The sequence below is a fragment of the Acinetobacter pseudolwoffii genome (genome assembly GCF_002803605.1).
GTDB lineage: Bacteria > Pseudomonadota > Gammaproteobacteria > Pseudomonadales > Moraxellaceae > Acinetobacter > Acinetobacter pseudolwoffii.
In genome coordinates, this window is record NZ_PHRG01000001.1 from 477140 (window position 1) to 495408 (window position 18269).

Genomic DNA, 18269 nt, shown 5'->3' on the forward strand with positions numbered 1-18269 from the left:
CGTACACTGCCTTAATCTTAATAAAATTGTTTTTAAGAATGCTGCTCATGCGTTAACTTGTCAAGTACAAGCCCGATTAACTACATCTTCTCAACAATATTCACAATAAAAATCGACTTAAAAGATTGATTTCAAGGTGTCATTAAAGCCAGACCAAGCCCGCTTGACGCGCTGAGTTAACGATAATCGCTCTACATCATCCTGTTCTACAATCGTGTCTTGAGTATCACTCTGACTAAACATCAGCAAACCCGCGACCGTACTATATTGCGAACGGCGTAGCGCCGCCTGATGCTGTTCATCGGCATACACCTGCGTTGGTGGATTACCCAAATGAGCTGACACACCCAAGGTACGACGTACAAAACTCACCATACCTTCAATATGACTGGCATCACCGGTCAGGACCACACCATGATACAAGCCCTGGATCGCGCCATTTTTCACCAGTTCATCACGCACCAATCCAAGAATCTCGTCATAACGCGCCATGATAATTTCGGTCAGCTCAATCCGGCTGATGGTTTGTGGCCCATCAATCCCCTGGAACTGAATCATATGGTCAGGCTTAACCACTTTCAGGTCTACACAGCCATACAGCAGTTTCAGGCGTTCAGCTTCTTCGGTCGTGGTCTGCAACACCGCCGCAATATCACGGGTCACATGCTCGCCACCACGCTGGAAGGTATGGGTTAAGGCCAGACGACCATCCACATACACCGCCACATTGGTGGTGCCGGCACCGATATCGACCAGACAGACGCCATATTCTTTTTCATCTTTGAGCAGACTGGCCTCAGCAGTTGCCAGACTTGAGACCACCATTTTTTCCACACCAATATTGGCGCCCTTGAGGGCACGGTCAATATTTTGCATGGTGCTAATCGGCAGCATCATCAGATGATAATGACCAGTCATGCTATGTGCAGACATCCGAATCGGATTCAGCACCCACTCTGATGAGTCATCCAGCTCGAAGCCCAAAGGCACAGCACTGACCAGATAATGGTCTGAAGTCAAATGACTGGCTTTGGCCAACTCCAGTGCACGAACCACTTCGCTGGTGGTAATCGCATGTTCGCTATTGTCGATCGAGGTTCGACCTGAAGCATAAAAGCTTTTTAATTCGGCACTTGGAATAGAAACCCAAGCAGAATGCACCCGACACTCCGCCATATCTTCTGCTTCTTGGACGGCATTTTTAATTGCGGTAATAACTTTATCGAGACTGACAATTTTCCCTTTACTCATGCCTCGGTTACGAGCGGTAGCCATACCAATCACTTGGATATTGTCTGGCGCGTGTACCTTGCCAATCAAAACTGAAACTTTGTGTGTCCCAATGTCAATCGCCACAACCGAGGGAACAGCTTCACTCATTATTCACTACTACCATTACATGTTTGTTAGATTTATGGCTTGAATGCCTCTATTTTTTAAAGCCGATCATTATGGCTTTACTGTTACATTATTCTCAACGCCCGTGTCATCAATGGTTACAATAAAATGCCCATTTACAATTTTAGGCGGAATTGAATTTTTCCACTGTATCGACAATCCATTGCGATAACGCAGGTCGATGGCCGAAATTTTAGACCAGACCGGCTTTAAGTCGCTTTGAGACAGATGGCTCAAGCGCTGTAATTTGCTCATGGTCTGATCTTTATCAACAATTATTCTTAAACCCGAATCAAACTGCATAAACCAGGTCATTCGCTCGGTGAGATAGAGTTCTTTTAGACGAATGCCTTGTGGCAAAAATAACTGATTAATTTCATTATAACGACGCATCATGGTTTCTGCATGGCTCGCTGGCCCATGTAGTAACGGTAATGCCTCATAATTCTTTGGTGTGACTTCAGTGAAAATGACACCACTGTCACTCAATAAACGTCCTGTGCCCCAACGTGCAATCGCATGATGTGGCATGATCCGTACCCGAATGCCATTTGGCCAGGCTCGGGAAACCACCACCCGATCCACCCAGGACAGCTCCAGGGTACGATCGCGGATCGCTTCCAGATCCGAAGTAAAATAGTTTTCGGTCACAACCGGTGACACATATTGCATGACCTGACGCTGTTCAGCAGCCGAGCGGGTACCTAACACGCCCAGCTCTGCCACTTCAGTATTGGTCATGACTTTATATAAGCCCAATATTCCAAAGGCCAGCACCAGCACTGCAATACACAACAATAACCAGCCACCAAAATTGGACAGCTTTTCTTTGCGTGTCGGCGGCTTGTCGTGAATTGAGGTAATCGCAGCACGTTTACGGCGCATGGAAACAGGAAGTTGAGCCATATTTAGTGTGCCGACCCGGTCAGGGTCTGTTCCAGAATCGCAACACACAGGTCATCAAAACTATAACCGACTGCAGCTGCCGCTTTTGGCACCAAAGAATGACTGGTCATGCCCGGTACGGTATTCACTTCCAGCAGCCAGAAGTTGCCCTGTTCATCCTGCATGGCATCAATCCGGCCCCAACCGCTGGCACCGACTGCCTGAAATGCACGCAGACTCAGGGCTTTTAACTGTTGCTCTTCAGCTTCGGTCAAACCACATGGAATGCCATATTGCACATCATTACGGTTATATTTGGCTTCATAATCATAGAAAGCAACATCTTGAGGTGGTTCAAGACGAATCACAGGCAGCGCCTGACCATTTAAAACCACAATGGTGAATTCACGGCCGGTAATCCATTGTTCTGCCATCACCACGGCATCATGTTCAGTTGCCTTGGCAATTGCTTCTGCAAAGTCTTCAATTTTTTCAACCTTGCTCATGCCGATACTGGAACCTTCATGTACCGGTTTGATAATCAAAGGCAGGCCTAAAGAATTGACGATATCAGCCGCATCGGAATCTTTGGTAACAATACGATAAGGCGCTGTCGGCAATTCCGAACCCTGCCAGACCTGCTTGGTCTTGACCTTGTCCATGCCGATTGCAGAGCCTTGTACCCCCGTACCGGTATAGGGCACATTTAGCCATTCCAGTACACCCTGAATCTGACCGTCTTCACCACCACGACCATGCAATACAATGAAAGCACGGTCATAATTTACCAGTTCTGTGACACTACGTTGCTGCGGGTCAAAAGCTTCCGCATTGACCCCTGAACGCACTAATGCCTCAAGTACCGCCGTACCACTGTCTAGAGAAACCTCACGCTCTGCAGATTTACCACCAAGCAACACGGCAACTTTTCCGAATTTTGAAGCATTTGACACGTTTATATCCTTAAACTTTTTTCAATCTGGTCAATTCAATTCAGTCATGCAAGATGACTATTTTATATATAAGTGATTTTGCGCAAGTTCGACTGAGATTGCTCCAACATTACCTGCGCCTTGGGTTAATAACAAGTCATTTGCTTGCAATACTTTTCTCATGATCTGATTCAGATTACCGTCCACCGCATCGACCAGAATTGGCTCAACTTCGCCACGTAAACGAATGCTGCGGGCTAAAGTACGGCTGTCCGCCCCTACAATCGGTTTTTCACCGGCAGGATAAACATCCAATAACAATAACTGGTCTACAGTAGAAAGTACTTCCACAAAATCATCAAAACAGTCACGGGTACGGCTATAACGGTGTGGCTGGAACATCATCACCAGGCGACGATCCGGATGACTCTGACGCGCGGCTTTAATGGTGGCTTCGACTTCTTTTGGATGATGACCATAATCATCCACCAGTTTTACATTACCACCCTCAATTTCAAATTCGCCCTGAACTTCGAAGCGACGGCCTACCCCACTGAAACCTTCCAGTGCACGGCAAATAGAAGCATCAGACACGCCTTCATCGGTCGCAACACCAATCGCAGCCAAGGCATTCAGGACATTATGCAAACCTGGCTGATTCACGGTTACACGTAATGGCTCACGCTCTTTACGCAATACGGTAAAGTGCGTTTGCATGCCGTCCTGATCGACATCTATCGCGCGAATGTCATTGTCTTCATTAAAACCGTAGGTCAGCACTGGACGTGCAATTCGTGGCATGATTTCACGAATATTGGCATCATCACCACAGACCACGGCCAGGCCATAAAATGGCAGTTTTTGCAGGAACTGGATAAAAGTATCTTTCAGCACATCGAAGCTACCGCCATAAGTGTCCATATGGTCGGCATCGATATTGGTCACTACAGCAGCCATAGGTTCCAAGTGCAGGAAAGAGGCATCCGATTCATCGGCTTCTGCCACGATATAACGGCTGGCCCCCAGAGCAGCATTCATACCGGTACGGTTTAACAAACCGCCGATCACATAGGTTGGATCCATGTTTTCTTCTGCCAGCATACAGGTAAGCAGACTGGTGGTCGTGGTTTTGCCATGGGTACCGGCAACCGCAATACCATGACGGTAACGCATCAGCTCACCCAGCATTTCTGCACGGCGAACCACAGGAATACGACTTTCAATCGCGGTTTTAATTTCCGGGTTTTCCTTGTCAATCGCAGTGGACACCACGATCACATTGGCCCCTTTAATATTATTTGCAGTGTGCCCGATATAAACCTTGATCCCATTTTCTTCCAGCTGCGCCGTGGTATTGGATGCCTTGATATCTGAACCGGAAACTTTATAGCCCTGATTTTTCAATACTTCGGCAATACCACACATGCCTGCACCGCCAATGCCCACAAAATGAATGTGTTTGATACGGCGCATTTCCGGCACTTTAATTAATTTTTTCGCTTGTTCAGCTGGGGTTACTGGAGACATAGTTTACTCGAATGATAATTCTTGAATTAAACGGACCACATGTTGAGTCGCATCGGGTTGAGCCTGTCGACGTGCTTTTACCGCCATTTCCATTAATAGCTGGCGATTCAGCATCGGCTCTAATAAGGTTTTTAAACTTTCCGGGGTCATGCTGGCCTGTGGGCAGATTTTTGCCGCATTAATCTTGGCCAGAAAACCGGCATTGGCAGTCTGGTGATCATCCACCGCACTTGGAAGCGGTACAAAAATCGCAGCCACACCTGCCGTCGCAATTTCGGTCACCGTCAATGCGCCAGCACGACAGATCACCACATCGGCATCACTATAGGCTTTGGCCATATCTTCAATAAAAGGCTGGACTTCGACGTGCAGATTTGCCGGAGCATTGGCATAACATGCACGCGTCGCCTCAGCATGGTTTTGACCACACTGATGATAGACATTTAAAGGCACATTGAACTGTTTTAAGGCTTCAGGCACCCGTTCATTTAAGGCCTGCGCCCCCAAAGATCCGCCCACGATTAAAATGCGTAAGGGTAATCCTGCTTTTTCGCGCTCCTGATAACGCCAGGACGGATTTAAAATGTCACTAATTTCTTGGCGCACCGGATTGCCCGTGGTCACGATTTTATCCTGTGCGGGAAAGGTGTCCGGAAACGCCTGACACACCGTCTTGGCAACACGCGACAATTGGCTATTGGTAAAACCGGCCACCGCATTCTGCTCATGAACCAGCACCGGAATGCCTAGGATACGCGCAGCCAGACCACCCGGCCCTGCCACATAACCACCAAAGCCGGCTACGGCATCGACTTTTAGCTGCTTCATGTATTTCATGGCACTAAAAGTCGCTTTCATAATTTTAAAAGGGGCCAAGGCCTTACGTACAAAACCATTACCACGCACACCCTGAATATCAATTTGATAAACAGGAATATTCTGATTTTTTAATAAACGATTTTCCATGCCTGCAGGCGTAGCCAGCCAAGACACTTCAATCCCTTGTTGTTGTAAATTTTTTGCAACGGCTAACGCTGGAAACACATGTCCACCCGTACCTGCGGCCATCATCATGACATGTTTAGGCTGTTTTTGCTGAGCGTCGGTCACGGTCTAATTCTTCAATTTAAAAAATGGAACAGGAAATCTGATTTAAGTGGTCAATTGTAATCACAATTGTAGGGCCTTGAAAGTTTATTTACTTTATTTCAACAAGGCATTAATTGTTTTTTTCATACGATTTTAAAGTTTAAACTAGTTTTGTTATCAGGCAGGCATTTTTCCTTAGACTTAAGTGACATATAAACACAATTTTAACCCTCTTTCATTTAATCTTTCCCTCACTGTATTTGTTAGATCTATTTGTTTTTCGGGATTTTCTCAGCAATTTCTATTCATTCACCAGTTTAATTGCTCTATTAACTTATGCCTAAATCATATAAATCTTAATAAAATTTTATGTTATCCATATCGCTATATACTTTTTTAGCTGTATTAGCGCATTGATTGAATGGATTAAATCATTATAAATGTCAAAAATATCAATTCGTGACCTATGGATTATTTTGGCCGGCTATTTGGCGGCTATTCATGTCGGGAAACTTTCTGCGGTTATTCCCATTTTACAACAGGATTTAGGTCTCAGCTTTACGCAAGCCGGTTTTTCCCTGTCTCTGGTTCAAGGCGCGGGGATGCTGTTTGCCTTGTGTATTGGTGCATTGTCAGAAAAAGTCGGTTTAAAACGCTGTCTGATCTTGGCGTTGATCATTTTAGGCCTCAGCAGTATGGCAGGCCTCTGGATTCAGCATGTCGCGGCGTTGTATTTCTTCCGTTTTACTGAAGGGATCGGATTTTTAACTATCTCCTTATGTGCCCCTGCCATTCTCAAACGTATCAGCCGAGCTGAAACACTCAATTTTAAAATGGGACTCTGGAGTTCCTATATGGGGGTTGGTGTCAGTCTTGCTGTTTTTACCATTCCCATGCTGCTTGAATACCTGAGTTGGCAAAGTATTTGGGCCATTTTAGGGAGTCTCTGTCTGCTCATTGCAGTGATGATTAAACGGTATTTATATATTGAAGCGGTCACACCGGTACAGCCGAATCGCCCGCAAGCCGGCACAGAAAATACCTCCTTCTGGCAAATTATTAAAGTGACCCTGACTCACCCACCGATTTTGTGTTTGGCCATTATTTTTGCCTGTTATACCAGTCAGTGGATAACCGTGACTGGATTCTTGCCTACCCTGTATGTCGAACATGGGATTGATTTAAAAGTCGCAGGGGCTCTGGTCTCGATGGTGGTGCTTGCTAATTTAGGCGGTACCTTTGGCGCAGGTATGTTGCTGCAAGGTGGCTGGAAACCCAAAACCCTGTTAAGCACAGGATTTATCGCCATGCTGTGCAGCAGCTTGCTGACTTTTGCGGCAAGCTCTTGGCTGTCATTTGAATTACAGTTTGTGAGTGCCGTACTGTTTTCACTCATTGGCGGAATGATTCCGACCACGATCTTTGCGATTACCCTGCGCTATACACCGCGTGCCAATGCCGCAGCCGCCAGTGTCGGTCTGGTTTTACAGGTTTCAGCCTGTGCGCAATTCTTTGTACCTCCTCTGAGTGCGGCACTGGTATCCACGACACAACAATGGGCCCATATCGCGACAGTCACAGCCTGTCTTTCTATCTTAGGGATATTGATGACGCTGCTTTTATTTAAGCGATATGCTTAATAAAAAAAAGCCTCAGATGAGTAATGCCAGTCAGTTAAGAAATTGACTAGCATTTTCTTTTTTAAATTCATGATCATATTTGACAAGTAGAAAAGTCATCCGCAACTGTTTGAGGCAGGACTAGATTTAAAAATGATTGTTTCTGCGACAAATTTACTAGTCGATGGTGGCTGCCGAGTTTTGCGGTGAGGAGTGTTGCTCCGCAAGATGCCTTCCTTGCGAAGCTTCGCTTCTCATTTGGGCGAAACCAAAGTAACAAATTATTTTCAAGCATTTGATTTATAAAGTTAAGACTCCGTCGTGAACGACTAAAAAGTTAAAGAGTCTACTTCTAAACTCCTTAACTGATCAGCATTACCTCAGATGAGGCTCTTTTTCTGTCTGGTTTAAACCTGCTGCGAACGGCCTGCCTCTAATACAGCAAACAGATCATCGGCAATTGAGGTTCCAAACTGGTCATCAATTTCACGAATACAGGTTGGGCTGGTTACATTAATTTCAGTGACATAATTACCAATCACATCCAGTCCTACAAAAACCAGACCTTTTTCTCTAAGATAAGGGCCTACTTTTGCCGCAATGGCGCGGTCATTTTCAGTCAGTGGACGTGCTTCTCCCAGACCGCCTGCCGCCAGATTGCCGCGCACTTCACCATTTTGTGGAATACGGGCCAAGCAATATGGTACTGGCTCGCCATTAATCATCAGGATACGTTTATCACCTTCGACAATTTCAGGAATATAACGCTGTGCCATAATCGGCTGGGTACCGTTATTGGTCAGCATTTCAATGGTTGAACCAATATTGATGCCATCCTGATACAGGCGGAAAATTCCAGTACCCCCCATGCCATCCAGCGGTTTCACAATCACATCGACCTGTTCTTTGAGAAACTCACGAATCAGGCTTTGCTGCGAAGTCACCAGTGTCGGAACTTGCAGATGCGGGAACTGGGTCGCAAACAGTTTTTCATTACAGTCACGCAGGCTTTGTGGCTTGTTAATAATCCATGCACCTTCGCGTTCTGCCTGCTCCAGAATATAAGTGGTGTAGACAAAATTCATATCAAAAGGTGGATCTTTACGCATCAACACCACATCATAAGCAGCGATGGATTCTTTCTTTTTTTCACCGAGTTCATAATAGTGATCATAGTCTTCAAACACCTGTAGCGGCGCTATCAAACCAAAAGCTTTGCCCTGCTCAATATATAAATCTTGTTGTAATGCATAACCAAGCTCATGCCCACGGCGTGCTGCTGCCCAAAGCATGGCCATGGTCGAGTCTTTCTTCAGGTTTACATTTTCGATGGGATCCATCACAACAAGTACGCGCATGTGTCTCTGCTCTTTTTCAAAAAATGACTTAGCAAGGAGTATAGCTTGTGTGGATTCTTTTGTTTATGGTGATTTTGCATGACTTGTTCTGTATAGATTTTTAGATAAGTACTGAGGCAGATTGAGCTCAAAAGGAGGTTTGCCATGCAACAGGCAATTATCGGTTTTCATTTGGATGAAGAACAGCATTGGGTTGCAGAGCTGGCCTGCGGACATGGCCAGCATGTACGGCATACCCCGCCGTGGCAAAATCGGCCCTGGGTGATGACCGAGCAAGGTCGCAAAGAAAAGCTCGGCATGCTGCTGGATTGTAAAAAATGTGAAAAGTGCGAAACTGAAACCTGAACCTATAAAAGTGTGATGTAGCTGACTAAAAATAATCTCGCACAGGATTTGCTAATTGCAGTCACTGCGTTTATGCTTTTATTGCTCAAACATGCAGCGTATTTTTTCAGGGTGGACTTTGCTCACACGGCTCGTCAAACAAATCTGGTTGGTGATGCTTATGGTTTTTGCCATAGGCTGGAGCAGTATGTCTGTTGCTTCTGCAACAACCATGCATTTGGTCATGTCGTCTGAACAGATGGGCAGCCATTGTCTGGACATGGTAAAAGCCTCCACCTCTCATGCTATGCATGAATCTGCGCATAACTCAGATCAAGACCTGACACAGGCTGACTGTTTTCCGGATACGCCACAGCACTCACAAGACTGTCTGGATTGCAGTACGATGGCCTGTCAAAGCCAGATGAGCGGCTTGCAAATTTCCGTTCCTGAACTGACAGTATTCGACCATCATTCTCTAGAAAGAACCCTCCTCCCAACTTATCATGCCAAACACCTTGCCGGTTATTGGCAGGAAATCCTGCGCCCACCCAAAACTTAATCCTGAATATTCAATTTTTTATTAATTAAGGATTAAGTGATGTTAATTAAAATTCCCCAATGCCTATGTCTGGGCATTTGCCTGATGTCATCGTCTGCAGTTTTTGCAGCTGTTAAAGAATATCATCTGGTCATTGATGAAAGCCCGCTCAATCTCACCGGCAAGACGGTCAAACGGATTACCGTAAACGGAAAATTCCCTGCCCCCTTGCTGGAATTCGAAGAAGGTGATGATGCGGTGATTCATGTGCAAAATAACCTGAAGAATCAAGATACCTCGCTGCACTGGCATGGCCTGCTCCTGCCCGGCCTAATGGATGGTGTCCCTGGATTTAATGGTTTTCAGGGTATCAAACCGAAGCAGTCTTTTACTTATCGTTTCAAGGTTCGTCAAAACGGTACCTATTGGTATCATGCGCATTCCAAAGGCCAGGAACAGGACGGTTTATATGGTGCCTTGGTGATTTATCCCAAAGCGCAAACACCGGTGCCTGAGCATGAAAAAACCGAGCGGGATTATGTAGTGATGCTGTCGGATTTTCATGAACAGGGCAGCCAGCAGATTCAGAATAATTTAAAAAAATCGGCCGAATATTATCAGAATCAGCGTGAAACCGTGGGCGATGTACTCCAGCAGGTAAAACGTGACGGCCTCAAGGCCACCTGGTCAGATCGCAAAATGTGGAACCAGATGCGCATGTTGAAAACCGACCTGTCTGATGTCAGCGGTTATACCTTTCTGATCAATGGCAAAACCCCGCAACAGAACTGGAGCGGCCAATTTAAACCGAATGAAAAGGTTCGTCTGCGATTCATTAATGCCTCGGCCATGTCGTTTTTCGATGTACGTATTCCCCAGCTTAAAATGACCGTGGTTAGCGCCGATGGACAAGCTGTACAGCCGGTCGCTGTAGATGAATTCCGTATCGGAACTGCTGAAACGTATGATGTGATTGTGGAACCAACTGCACCTCATTACCAGATTGAAGCCGAATCGATCGACCGTTCAGGCTTTGCCATTGGCAGCTTGCACAATGAGGCTGATCCAGCGACACATCCGATTCAATTACCGACGCCACGTCCACGTGCCTTATTGACCATGGAAGATATGGGACATGGCGAACCGCATGACATGTCTCATACCGCACACAGCAGTCAGACCACGAAATCTGCAACAGATACGCCTAAACATGATGAGCATGCCCAGCACGACATGCACGCAGGTCACAGTGCTATACCCAAGACAAATCCGTCTCATCCACCGGTTGAGGGTTGGGTCAATATGTCTACGCCTGCAGGGCATAAAGCATTGCAATATCAAGACCTCAAAGCCCTGACGCCACAAACCGATACCCGAGCCGCAGAACGTGAACTGGTGATTCGTCTGGGTGGAACCATGGAACGTTATATCTGGACCATCAATGGTAAAAAATTCAGTGATGCCGAACCATTGCAGGTGCAATATGGCGAACGGATCCGTTTGAAATTTATCAATGACAGCATGATGGCGCATCCGATGCATTTACATGGCATGTTTATGCAGTTGGAAAATGGTCAATCTGCTGCACAGATGCCAAATAAACACACCGTGATTGTGCCACCTGGAAAAACGCTCACAACCTTATTAACGGCAGATGAACTGGGAGAATGGGCGATTCACTGCCATCTGCTCTATCACATGAGTGCCGGCATGATGAATAAGCTGATTGTGGCACATGTGAATGACGATCAAGCTTCTCATGCTTCGCCGCAACAAATGCCGTCAAAGCCAGCAGTGGATCAAGGAGAAAGCCATGCACATCACTAAGCTCTTTTTAAAATCGGTATTAAGCAGTGCACTGCTCGTGGCGAGTTTCGGTATATTGGCAGCGGATCATCAGGATCATCAGGATCATCAGGATCATCAGGATCATCAGGATCATCAGGATCATCAGGATCATCAGGATCATCAGGATCATCAGGATCATCAGGATCATCAGGATCATCAGGATCATCAGGATCATCATCCTAGCAAAACTGCAGTACATCACAGCGCTCCTATTGCAGTGCCGGATCTACGCTCACATACCCAACAAGCTCGATCTTTATCTGATCAAGAATCTGTAGGGCACGAAAAACCTGTTGGCGCTACTGCGGAGCATGACCATCGGAAAGAACATGGTGCACAGATTTATAGCCAAGTCATTCTGGACCAGAAATGGCAAATCAATTCAGCTGGAAATGGCGCTTTTAAATCAGAGAATGAAGCCAGAATTGGTACTGATGAAAACAAGGTTTTTCTCAAGCTGCAGGCAGATAAATCTGAATCGAGTCAGGCTGACTATGCGGCCGAAATCCTGTATAGCCGTAATATTTCCGATTTCTGGGATGTACAAACCGGTTTGCGCTACCGTCAGGAAAATATAAGCCAGCATACAGCTTCCCTACAAAATGAACGTTTCGATGCAGTGCTTGGACTGCATGGCCTGGCCCCTTATTTTTTTGAAACCAATGCCTATCTCTATGTCGGTGAAGATGATTTTGTCGGATTCAAACTGGAAACAGAACGTGACCTGTTGCTGACTCAGAAACTGATTATGCAGCCCTTTATTGAACTGGATATCATTTTCAATGATCAAGCTGCGAGTGCGAAAAAATCTGGTCTGAGTCATGCGACATTAGGATTGGAAACCCGTTATGAGATCAGTAAAAAAGTCATGCCTTATCTGCAGGTTGGCTATGAATATAGCAAAGGAAATAAACAGGCTGTCTGGCAGCAGGCATCCGGCTCTGACCGGGTCTGGATCTATGCTTTAGGACTTAAAATGATGTTTTAAGGACGGATTATCATTTTTAAGATAAAAGGTAAGACCACGACGAAGTATGAAAAACCCATTCATACTTCGTCGGCTGTTATTAAATTGACTCAAGAGAAGTAGGCTGTGTATTGTCCAGAGAAAGCATTGCTACTGCCTGCTCTCTGTTTCTATTCCTCACTCTGTTTATCATTACTTTTGGCAATCAAGGTGCCTAACATAATCATAAAGGTGATTACCCCACCAATCACCAGACTCATCAGCCCAATTTCAAGCATAAAGTCAAGATTCCCGACTTCCCGGTGACCCCAAAGGAAATGCAGACTCTTTCCAAAGATAAAGTTGATGGCATAGATAATCAAAAAACTCATTATGGTCGAAATCAGTAAAGTGACGATCAGGTTTTTCCAGATTTTACAGCCGACTAGCAGGATAATAATCGTTAGGCCTACAACTGCAATAATGGAAATTAATAAAACACAATTCCAGTAATCCATGAGACTCACTCTTATTCTGGTTTTAAATTAAAATTAAGAAATTCTTATAGTTAATTTTTCCATGTATTTTTAATATAGGGGCCTTTGAATAGCTGAACAATGACCAGAACTATCTTAAACAAGCCAGCTGCAAATTTACCCAATGTTATAAAATACACTCACTTAGAAAAATCTTGCCGCGTACTGGTTCAGTTTGATTAACATAAAGTAACGTAAGCAGAATGTATGTTTGTTGTTTTGCTTGAGTAAATCTTTCATACAGTCAGTCATACTAAAAAAATTGATCAGCACATATTTAAAAAGAAAGATCCACTTATATTTATAAGAAAAATAAATAATAAATATAAAAAACTTGAATATTTGCTGATTTAGGTTATGCTGTACTCAACTAGAAAAAAGTGTTGTTTAGTTAAACTTCTTTAAGTACCGCAGTGTTATTTTATAATCCTCAGTTTTTTCAGATCTTTATTTCAATTCTTGTTGTTTTTCAAAGTTATCCATAGTCATTTTAATGGCTAAAATTATTAAAAATTTGATAGGTTATATTATGTCTACTACAGTTACCGGTACAGTGAAATGGTTTAACGAAACTAAAGGTTTTGGTTTTATTCAACAAGAATCAGGTCCTGACGTTTTTGCTCATTTTAAAGAAATTAGCAGTTCTGGCTTCAAAACATTGTTTGAAGGCCAACGCGTTTCTTTCAGCGTAGTTGAAGGTCAAAAAGGCCCGAACGCGATCAATATCGTTGCGCTATAATTTAGCCCAGCAATAAAAAAAGCACCTTAAGGTGCTTTTTTTGGCTCTAAAGATTAACAATCTTCAAAAGCGATCGGTTGGTGATGCTTTTTAAACCTATTCCAGTCATTTAAACCAGTAAATCATCTTATTTATTCTCCCCGCGTCTAAGCCTGCTACATCTGGGCCTGCATGAATCGCTAAAAATGAAAAACCCCCAGCATCCTGCCGGGGGTTTTTCGTGTTGGTTCGCTGGGTATGACTCCTGTCTTACCTTACTTTCCTTGTATTTATCTCTTGTTATTCTTTTATGGAACATCCTGTTCCTGATGAATTCATTATAGGCAATGCAGCAAAGCTGCGTATAGACGCAAACGGCTTGAACTCATGTAAGCAAATGCGTACAGAATCACTGAATATTATTGTCAATTTCCAGTATTTTAAACTGTATTCATCTACATCAAGACTGAAAGTCTTTAATATTAAAAATCTTTGAATTACAGCACTTTGACTTAGTTTTTTAAGTATTCACCCTGTATTTGCATGCTTAATTTCTACATCAATTGAACTTTAAAACAAAAAAGGAAGCTGTAGCTTCCTTTACGATAAGGATCACCGCTTAGATCCCGTATTTAACTCGATAATCTTCCATTTTAGCTAAAGCTTCTTGATCGCCCTTGGTTTCCAGATAGTCCATCAAATCTTTCATGGTAATTAAGGCATGTACAGGAATCTCGAGCTCTTGCTGCACTTCCTGAATGGCTGATAAATCGCCCTGACCTTTTTCCTGACGGTCAAGTGCAACCAAAACACCTGCGATTTGTGCACCGGCATTTTTCAAGATTGTCACGACTTCACGAATCGCTGTTCCTGCCGTGATCACGTCATCAATGATCCAGACTTTTTTACCTGCTACAGAAGCACCGACTAGCACGCCACCCTCGCCATGATCTTTGGCTTCTTTGCGGTTAAAACCCCAAGGCACACTCACCCCATGATTTTGTGATAGCGCCACAGCGGTCGCTGCCACAAAAGGAATACCTTTATATGCAGGACCAAAAACCACTTCCACATGGTCACATGCCGTTAATTTTGCTGCATAGCCAGAAGCCAGCAATGTTAAGGCTTCACCATCATTCAGCAGACCCGCATTAAAAAAATAGGGACTCACACGTCCCGATTTTAAAGTAAACTCACCAAATTTAAGCACACCGCGTGATAATGCGAGTTCGATAAAAGCTTGCGGGTTAAACTGAGCTGGCGTTGGCATGAGGTGCTCCTAAATCCATTAATTAAGGTAAGACTTGCGCATGATACCAAAGAGTAGCTATCCAGGTGATCAAAAAATTCTTCGTGTCGTTTCAATTAATGTCAACGGTTTACGCTCATCGGTGAGCAAAGGCCTATTGGAATGGATGGAACAGTCGGATGCCGATGTGATCTGTATGCAGGAAAGCCGGATCACCCATGTGCAGTGGACCGATAAATTTAAACCGGAAGGCTGGTATACTCATCTATTCCCTGCCGAACGTCCAGGTTATGCCGGTACCGCGATTTATAGCCGCCTGCCCTTCGTCTCTTTAACCGATGGTCTGGGCTTTGAACTGGCAGATTCGCAAGGCCGTTTTATTGCAGCCGAATTTGATTTAGGTTTGGAGCAAACGGCCCATATCTGTTCATTGTATCTACCTTCCGGCTCATCAGGCGATGAAGCACAAGCGCGTAAAGATCACTTTCTGGAAGAATATGCCAAAATCCTGAAACAATGGCGCGATGAAAATAAATCGGTGATTGTCTGCGGTGATTACAACATCGTGCATAAACGGATTGATATTAAAAACTGGTCCGGCAACCAGAAAGCTTCCGGCTGTTTACCACATGAGCGCGCCTGGCTAGATCATATCTATGATGAACTCGGTTATGTCGATACGTTCCGCGAAGTACGCAAAGAAGCTGAACTGTATTCCTGGTGGTCAAACCGCGGACAAGCCCGAGCCAAGAACGTCGGTTGGCGGATTGATTATCAGGCCTGCTCACCAGACTGGAAAGAGCGTACCGTCAATGCCTGGGTGTATAAGGAACAATGGTTTAGCGATCATGCCCCAGTGATCATCGACTACAAACTATAAAAAGATACCTATCAATTGAGTGCACACCTGTTCACTCAATTAAGGCTTATTGCTTACATGACATGACGTATTTTTTGGGTTTATCTCGATGTCATAACAGAGCATTATAGCCTCACGGCACAGGGACATGTCAGGATGACAACATAAGGACAGGACGCCGTAGGAAGAAAATAAAACAAACTAAAACATTTAGCTTGTTTTTCATGGATGTGACAATGGACGTTGAATTGAGACCCGCATGATCAGGATGATTAAATGCGGGTTTTCTATTTCCACTACCTAAAATTATTTTTTTTTATTGTTGTTTTTCTTGCTGATCATTTTAAAGCGCATTGATGTCATTTTGATGACGATTCTGCCTCCCTATTTTAAATTGTTTTCTAATCATTCTATTTTGCATGGTCGACTGCTGCGAATTTGGTTAAGCTAGGCCATGATTTAAGATGTGTTAGATGGCGAATATGTTAAAAATTTACGGGATTAAAAACTGCAATTCGATGAAAAAAGCTTTTGACCTACTGACTGAGCTGGGGTTGAGCTATGAATTTCATGACTATAAGAAACAGGGCATCGATGCTGATACCATTAAAGTCTGGCTGAATGCGCTGGGTCAGGATGTGGTATTAAATAAAAAAGGAACCACATGGCGCAAACTGACTGAAGAACAGCAGCAAACGGCGCTGTCCAGTGAAGATGCTTTAATTGCCGCATTAAGCACTCATACCAGTTTAATTAAACGTCCGATCTTGGCCACGCCCACAGGTTTTATTGCCGGTTTTGATGACGCGGCTTATCGCACCCTAAGTAATTAATTATTATCCTAAATAATTCATACAAAAAAGCCTGACAGCAGTCAGGCTTTTATCTTTCTATCGAACTGGATTAGTTTGCACGAACCCAAGTCTGGTTACGGCCTAATGCTGCCACACCAATAAAGCCACGAAGCTCAAGTTTCTTGCCACCATCTGCCAGTTGGCCTTTCAGTTTGTAAGTTTTACCAGATTGCGGATCCAGAATTGAACCACTGTCATAGCTGGTACCACCTGAATTCTTAAGACCTTTCACAATGGTCAAGCCTTTGAGTGACTTGTTCTTGTACGGACCTTCACACTTGGTACAGGCATTTTCTTCACCTGGTGTTAACACAGATTGAATACTTGCTGACAACGTACCGTTCTTTTGTTCAGTAAATTTAACCATGGCCTTAGGCTGCTTGGTTTTATCATCAATGGTTTTCCAAACCGTGCCATTTAAAGGATCTGCGGCATTTGCCAGTACAGATAAGCCTAGTAGTCCTAACATAAGCGCTATTTTTTTCATTTTTCTTCATTTCCTTAGTCTGAAAATAGACCTCTGTAGTATTAAAAAGTCACAACAATTTTTCAATTTTTAGCTGTGACTATTTAGTGTAACCTTGTAAATATGGTTGGTAAATAATCTACATGATCAATAAAAGCACAAAAAGATGGAAGGAAAATGAAGATAAGCCCGTTAACAAAACAATTAATTACAGAAAGCATCTTAAAGACAGTCATTCGTGCCCCAAGCAGATTCAATCTTCCACCGAGTTCAATGCGCATTGCACTGGAGCAGATGTGCAAACTCTTTCCACAAGACAAAACCGTACAGATTCGTTCGCTACGTCTGGCGGGTCTGCGCGCAGAGGAAATTAAGCCGCAGCAAGAGTCGACCCAGCTGATTTTTCATATTCATGGCGGGGCATTTTATTTAGGCTCTTTAAATACCCATCGTGCCTTTATGACTCAAATTGCGGCTCGAACCCAGATGCAGGTACTGCATGTAGATTATCCGCTGTCACCGGAATCTGCCTATCCAGAGGCCTTGGAAGCCTTGTTTGATGTGTATAACTTATTGCTCGATCAAGGCGTTCAGGCCAAAGATATCATCCTGTCCGGTGATTCTTGTGGGGCCAATCTGGCGCTGGCCTTGGCGCTCAAATTACAAAAAGAAAACCTCCCACAAGTGAGTGGTTTGATTCTGTTGTCTCCTTTGCTGGATTTGACCCTGACCAGTGAATCGTTGCGCTATAACCAGAAACATGATGCCCTGCTGTCTCTGGAAACAGTTGAAACTGGCATTGAATATTATGTCCCGCGTGCCATCGATCGGGGTGATCCGGAAGTTTCGCCCTTTTTCGCCGATTTAAGCGGCTTGCCCCCAACTCATATTCAGGTCGGTTCCAAGGAAATTCTACTGGATGATGCCAGTCGTTTTAAGGAAAAAGCCGAACAGGCGGGTGTCGATGTGGAATTTAAACTGTATACCGGCATGTGGCATAACTTTCAGATGTTCAGTGCCTGGTTTGAGGAAGCCCAACAGGCGCTGAGCGATCTGGCAGCCTTCGCGCACCGTCTGGATCGAGATTAATCACTGTTCACCCATATAAAAAAGGCCAGCA

Annotated in this window: 18 protein-coding genes; 9 read left to right on the forward strand and 9 right to left on the reverse strand. The window is 44.4% G+C overall.

Translation table 11 applies throughout. The features are described from left to right. Positions 1 to 117: 117 nt before the first annotated feature. From ftsA to murG, 5 genes are all read right to left on the reverse strand, one after another. Complete coding sequence (gene ftsA / locus CWI32_RS02205; RefSeq protein ID WP_005173256.1) at positions 118 to 1380, reverse strand: cell division protein FtsA; 1263 nt, start codon at positions 1378 to 1380, stop codon at positions 118 to 120. Positions 1381 to 1449: 69 nt separating this feature from the next. Next, positions 1450 to 2304 carry a cell division protein FtsQ/DivIB gene (locus CWI32_RS02210; RefSeq protein WP_100329511.1) on the reverse strand — a complete coding sequence of 285 codons (855 nt, stop codon included), beginning with the start codon at positions 2302 to 2304 and terminating at the stop codon, positions 1450 to 1452. 2 nt (positions 2305 to 2306) lie between these two features. Beyond that, the gene (locus tag CWI32_RS02215) at positions 2307 to 3236 is read right to left on the reverse strand and encodes a D-alanine--D-alanine ligase (protein ID WP_005173261.1); all 930 of its coding nucleotides are present in this window, start codon (positions 3234 to 3236) and stop codon (positions 2307 to 2309) included. 57 nt (positions 3237 to 3293) lie between these two features. After that, positions 3294 to 4742 carry a UDP-N-acetylmuramate--L-alanine ligase gene (murC, locus tag CWI32_RS02220; protein ID WP_100534532.1) on the reverse strand — a complete coding sequence of 483 codons (1449 nt, stop codon included), beginning with the start codon at positions 4740 to 4742 and terminating at the stop codon, positions 3294 to 3296. Positions 4743 to 4745: 3 nt separating this feature from the next. After that, a complete protein-coding gene (gene murG / locus CWI32_RS02225) occupies positions 4746 to 5852 on the reverse strand; it encodes an undecaprenyldiphospho-muramoylpentapeptide beta-N-acetylglucosaminyltransferase (RefSeq protein ID WP_100534533.1) in 1107 nt (368 codons plus the stop codon). Positions 5853 to 6271: 419 nt separating this feature from the next. Between murG and CWI32_RS02230 the strand changes: the two genes are divergently transcribed. Further along, on the forward strand, positions 6272 to 7471 hold the full coding sequence (locus CWI32_RS02230; RefSeq protein ID WP_100534534.1) for an MFS transporter: 1200 nt from the start codon (positions 6272 to 6274) through the stop codon (positions 7469 to 7471). Positions 7472 to 7857: 386 nt separating this feature from the next. Here the strand turns inward: CWI32_RS02230 and gshB are convergent, their stop codons facing one another. Further along, positions 7858 to 8808 (reverse strand): glutathione synthase, encoded by a 951-nt coding sequence (gene gshB, locus CWI32_RS02235; RefSeq protein WP_005095009.1) that lies wholly within the window; start codon positions 8806 to 8808, stop codon positions 7858 to 7860. Positions 8809 to 8952: 144 nt separating this feature from the next. Here gshB and CWI32_RS02240 point away from each other — a divergent pair, with 144 nt between their 5' ends. The 4 genes from CWI32_RS02240 (at position 8953) to CWI32_RS02255 (ending at position 12509) form a co-directional block, all read left to right on the forward strand. Then, entirely contained in the window at positions 8953 to 9153 is a 201-nt protein-coding gene (locus tag CWI32_RS02240) for a DUF3565 domain-containing protein (RefSeq protein ID WP_004281307.1), read from the forward strand. A 160-nt stretch (positions 9154 to 9313) separates the two neighbouring features. Then, the gene (locus CWI32_RS02245; RefSeq protein WP_252146085.1) at positions 9314 to 9694 is read left to right on the forward strand and encodes a hypothetical protein; all 381 of its coding nucleotides are present in this window, start codon (positions 9314 to 9316) and stop codon (positions 9692 to 9694) included. Positions 9695 to 9733: 39 nt separating this feature from the next. Further along, positions 9734 to 11500 (forward strand): copper resistance system multicopper oxidase, encoded by a 1767-nt coding sequence (locus CWI32_RS02250; RefSeq protein WP_100534535.1) that lies wholly within the window; start codon positions 9734 to 9736, stop codon positions 11498 to 11500. Beyond that, positions 11487 to 12509 (forward strand): copper resistance protein B, encoded by a 1023-nt coding sequence (locus tag CWI32_RS02255; RefSeq protein ID WP_100534536.1) that lies wholly within the window; start codon positions 11487 to 11489, stop codon positions 12507 to 12509. The genes CWI32_RS02250 and CWI32_RS02255 overlap by 14 nt, the downstream gene beginning before the upstream one ends. A 149-nt stretch (positions 12510 to 12658) precedes the next feature. Here the strand turns inward: CWI32_RS02255 and CWI32_RS02260 are convergent, their stop codons facing one another. Then, on the reverse strand, positions 12659 to 12985 hold the full coding sequence (locus CWI32_RS02260; RefSeq protein ID WP_005095001.1) for a hypothetical protein: 327 nt from the start codon (positions 12983 to 12985) through the stop codon (positions 12659 to 12661). 547 nt (positions 12986 to 13532) lie between these two features. Here CWI32_RS02260 and CWI32_RS02265 point away from each other — a divergent pair. Continuing rightward, positions 13533 to 13742, forward strand: a complete 210-nt coding sequence (locus CWI32_RS02265) for a cold-shock protein (RefSeq protein ID WP_005094999.1) — start codon at positions 13533 to 13535, stop codon at positions 13740 to 13742. 598 nt (positions 13743 to 14340) lie between these two features. Here the strand turns inward: CWI32_RS02265 and pyrE are convergent. Continuing rightward, positions 14341 to 14991 carry an orotate phosphoribosyltransferase gene (gene pyrE / locus CWI32_RS02270; protein ID WP_005094997.1) on the reverse strand — a complete coding sequence of 217 codons (651 nt, stop codon included), beginning with the start codon at positions 14989 to 14991 and terminating at the stop codon, positions 14341 to 14343. 40 nt (positions 14992 to 15031) lie between these two features. Between pyrE and CWI32_RS02275 the strand changes: the two genes are divergently transcribed. Both CWI32_RS02275 and CWI32_RS02280 read left to right on the forward strand, forming a co-directional pair. Beyond that, on the forward strand, positions 15032 to 15850 hold the full coding sequence (locus CWI32_RS02275; RefSeq protein WP_005094995.1) for an exodeoxyribonuclease III: 819 nt from the start codon (positions 15032 to 15034) through the stop codon (positions 15848 to 15850). Between the two features lie 461 nt (positions 15851 to 16311). After that, positions 16312 to 16662 carry a Spx/MgsR family RNA polymerase-binding regulatory protein gene (locus CWI32_RS02280; RefSeq protein WP_034609159.1) on the forward strand — a complete coding sequence of 117 codons (351 nt, stop codon included), beginning with the start codon at positions 16312 to 16314 and terminating at the stop codon, positions 16660 to 16662. A gap of 70 nt (positions 16663 to 16732) precedes the next feature. On the opposite strand, the gene CWI32_RS02285 is transcribed toward CWI32_RS02280, so the two are convergent. Next, the gene (locus CWI32_RS02285) at positions 16733 to 17170 is read right to left on the reverse strand and encodes a DUF2147 domain-containing protein (protein WP_005173279.1); all 438 of its coding nucleotides are present in this window, start codon (positions 17168 to 17170) and stop codon (positions 16733 to 16735) included. Positions 17171 to 17326: 156 nt separating this feature from the next. Here CWI32_RS02285 and CWI32_RS02290 point away from each other — a divergent pair, with 156 nt between their 5' ends. Further along, entirely contained in the window at positions 17327 to 18238 is a 912-nt protein-coding gene (locus tag CWI32_RS02290; RefSeq protein WP_005173280.1) for an alpha/beta hydrolase, read from the forward strand. The last annotated feature ends 31 nt before the right edge of the window (positions 18239 to 18269 follow it).

Excerpts from the sequence above, each read along its gene's own strand:
- ftsA (WP_005173256.1), bottom strand. The coding sequence starts at position 1,380 with ATGAGTGAAGCTGTTCCCTCGGTTGTGGCGATTGACATTGGGACACAC.
- CWI32_RS02210 (WP_100329511.1), bottom strand. The coding sequence starts at position 2,304 with ATGGCTCAACTTCCTGTTTCCATGCGCCGTAAACGTGCTGCGATTACC.
- murC (WP_100534532.1), bottom strand. The coding sequence starts at position 4,742 with ATGTCTCCAGTAACCCCAGCTGAACAAGCGAAAAAATTAATTAAAGTG.
- CWI32_RS02230 (WP_100534534.1), top strand. The coding sequence starts at position 6,272 with ATGTCAAAAATATCAATTCGTGACCTATGGATTATTTTGGCCGGCTAT.
- gshB (WP_005095009.1), bottom strand. The coding sequence starts at position 8,808 with ATGCGCGTACTTGTTGTGATGGATCCCATCGAAAATGTAAACCTGAAG.
- CWI32_RS02240 (WP_004281307.1), top strand. The coding sequence starts at position 8,953 with ATGCAACAGGCAATTATCGGTTTTCATTTGGATGAAGAACAGCATTGG.
- CWI32_RS02245 (WP_252146085.1), top strand. The coding sequence starts at position 9,314 with ATGGTTTTTGCCATAGGCTGGAGCAGTATGTCTGTTGCTTCTGCAACA.
- CWI32_RS02250 (WP_100534535.1), top strand. The coding sequence starts at position 9,734 with ATGTTAATTAAAATTCCCCAATGCCTATGTCTGGGCATTTGCCTGATG.
- CWI32_RS02255 (WP_100534536.1), top strand. The coding sequence starts at position 11,487 with ATGCACATCACTAAGCTCTTTTTAAAATCGGTATTAAGCAGTGCACTG.
- CWI32_RS02260 (WP_005095001.1), bottom strand. The coding sequence starts at position 12,985 with ATGGATTACTGGAATTGTGTTTTATTAATTTCCATTATTGCAGTTGTA.
- CWI32_RS02265 (WP_005094999.1), top strand. The coding sequence starts at position 13,533 with ATGTCTACTACAGTTACCGGTACAGTGAAATGGTTTAACGAAACTAAA.
- pyrE (WP_005094997.1), bottom strand. The coding sequence starts at position 14,991 with ATGCCAACGCCAGCTCAGTTTAACCCGCAAGCTTTTATCGAACTCGCA.
- CWI32_RS02275 (WP_005094995.1), top strand. The coding sequence starts at position 15,032 with ATGATACCAAAGAGTAGCTATCCAGGTGATCAAAAAATTCTTCGTGTC.
- CWI32_RS02280 (WP_034609159.1), top strand. The coding sequence starts at position 16,312 with ATGTTAAAAATTTACGGGATTAAAAACTGCAATTCGATGAAAAAAGCT.
- CWI32_RS02285 (WP_005173279.1), bottom strand. The coding sequence starts at position 17,170 with ATGAAAAAAATAGCGCTTATGTTAGGACTACTAGGCTTATCTGTACTG.
- CWI32_RS02290 (WP_005173280.1), top strand. The coding sequence starts at position 17,327 with ATGAAGATAAGCCCGTTAACAAAACAATTAATTACAGAAAGCATCTTA.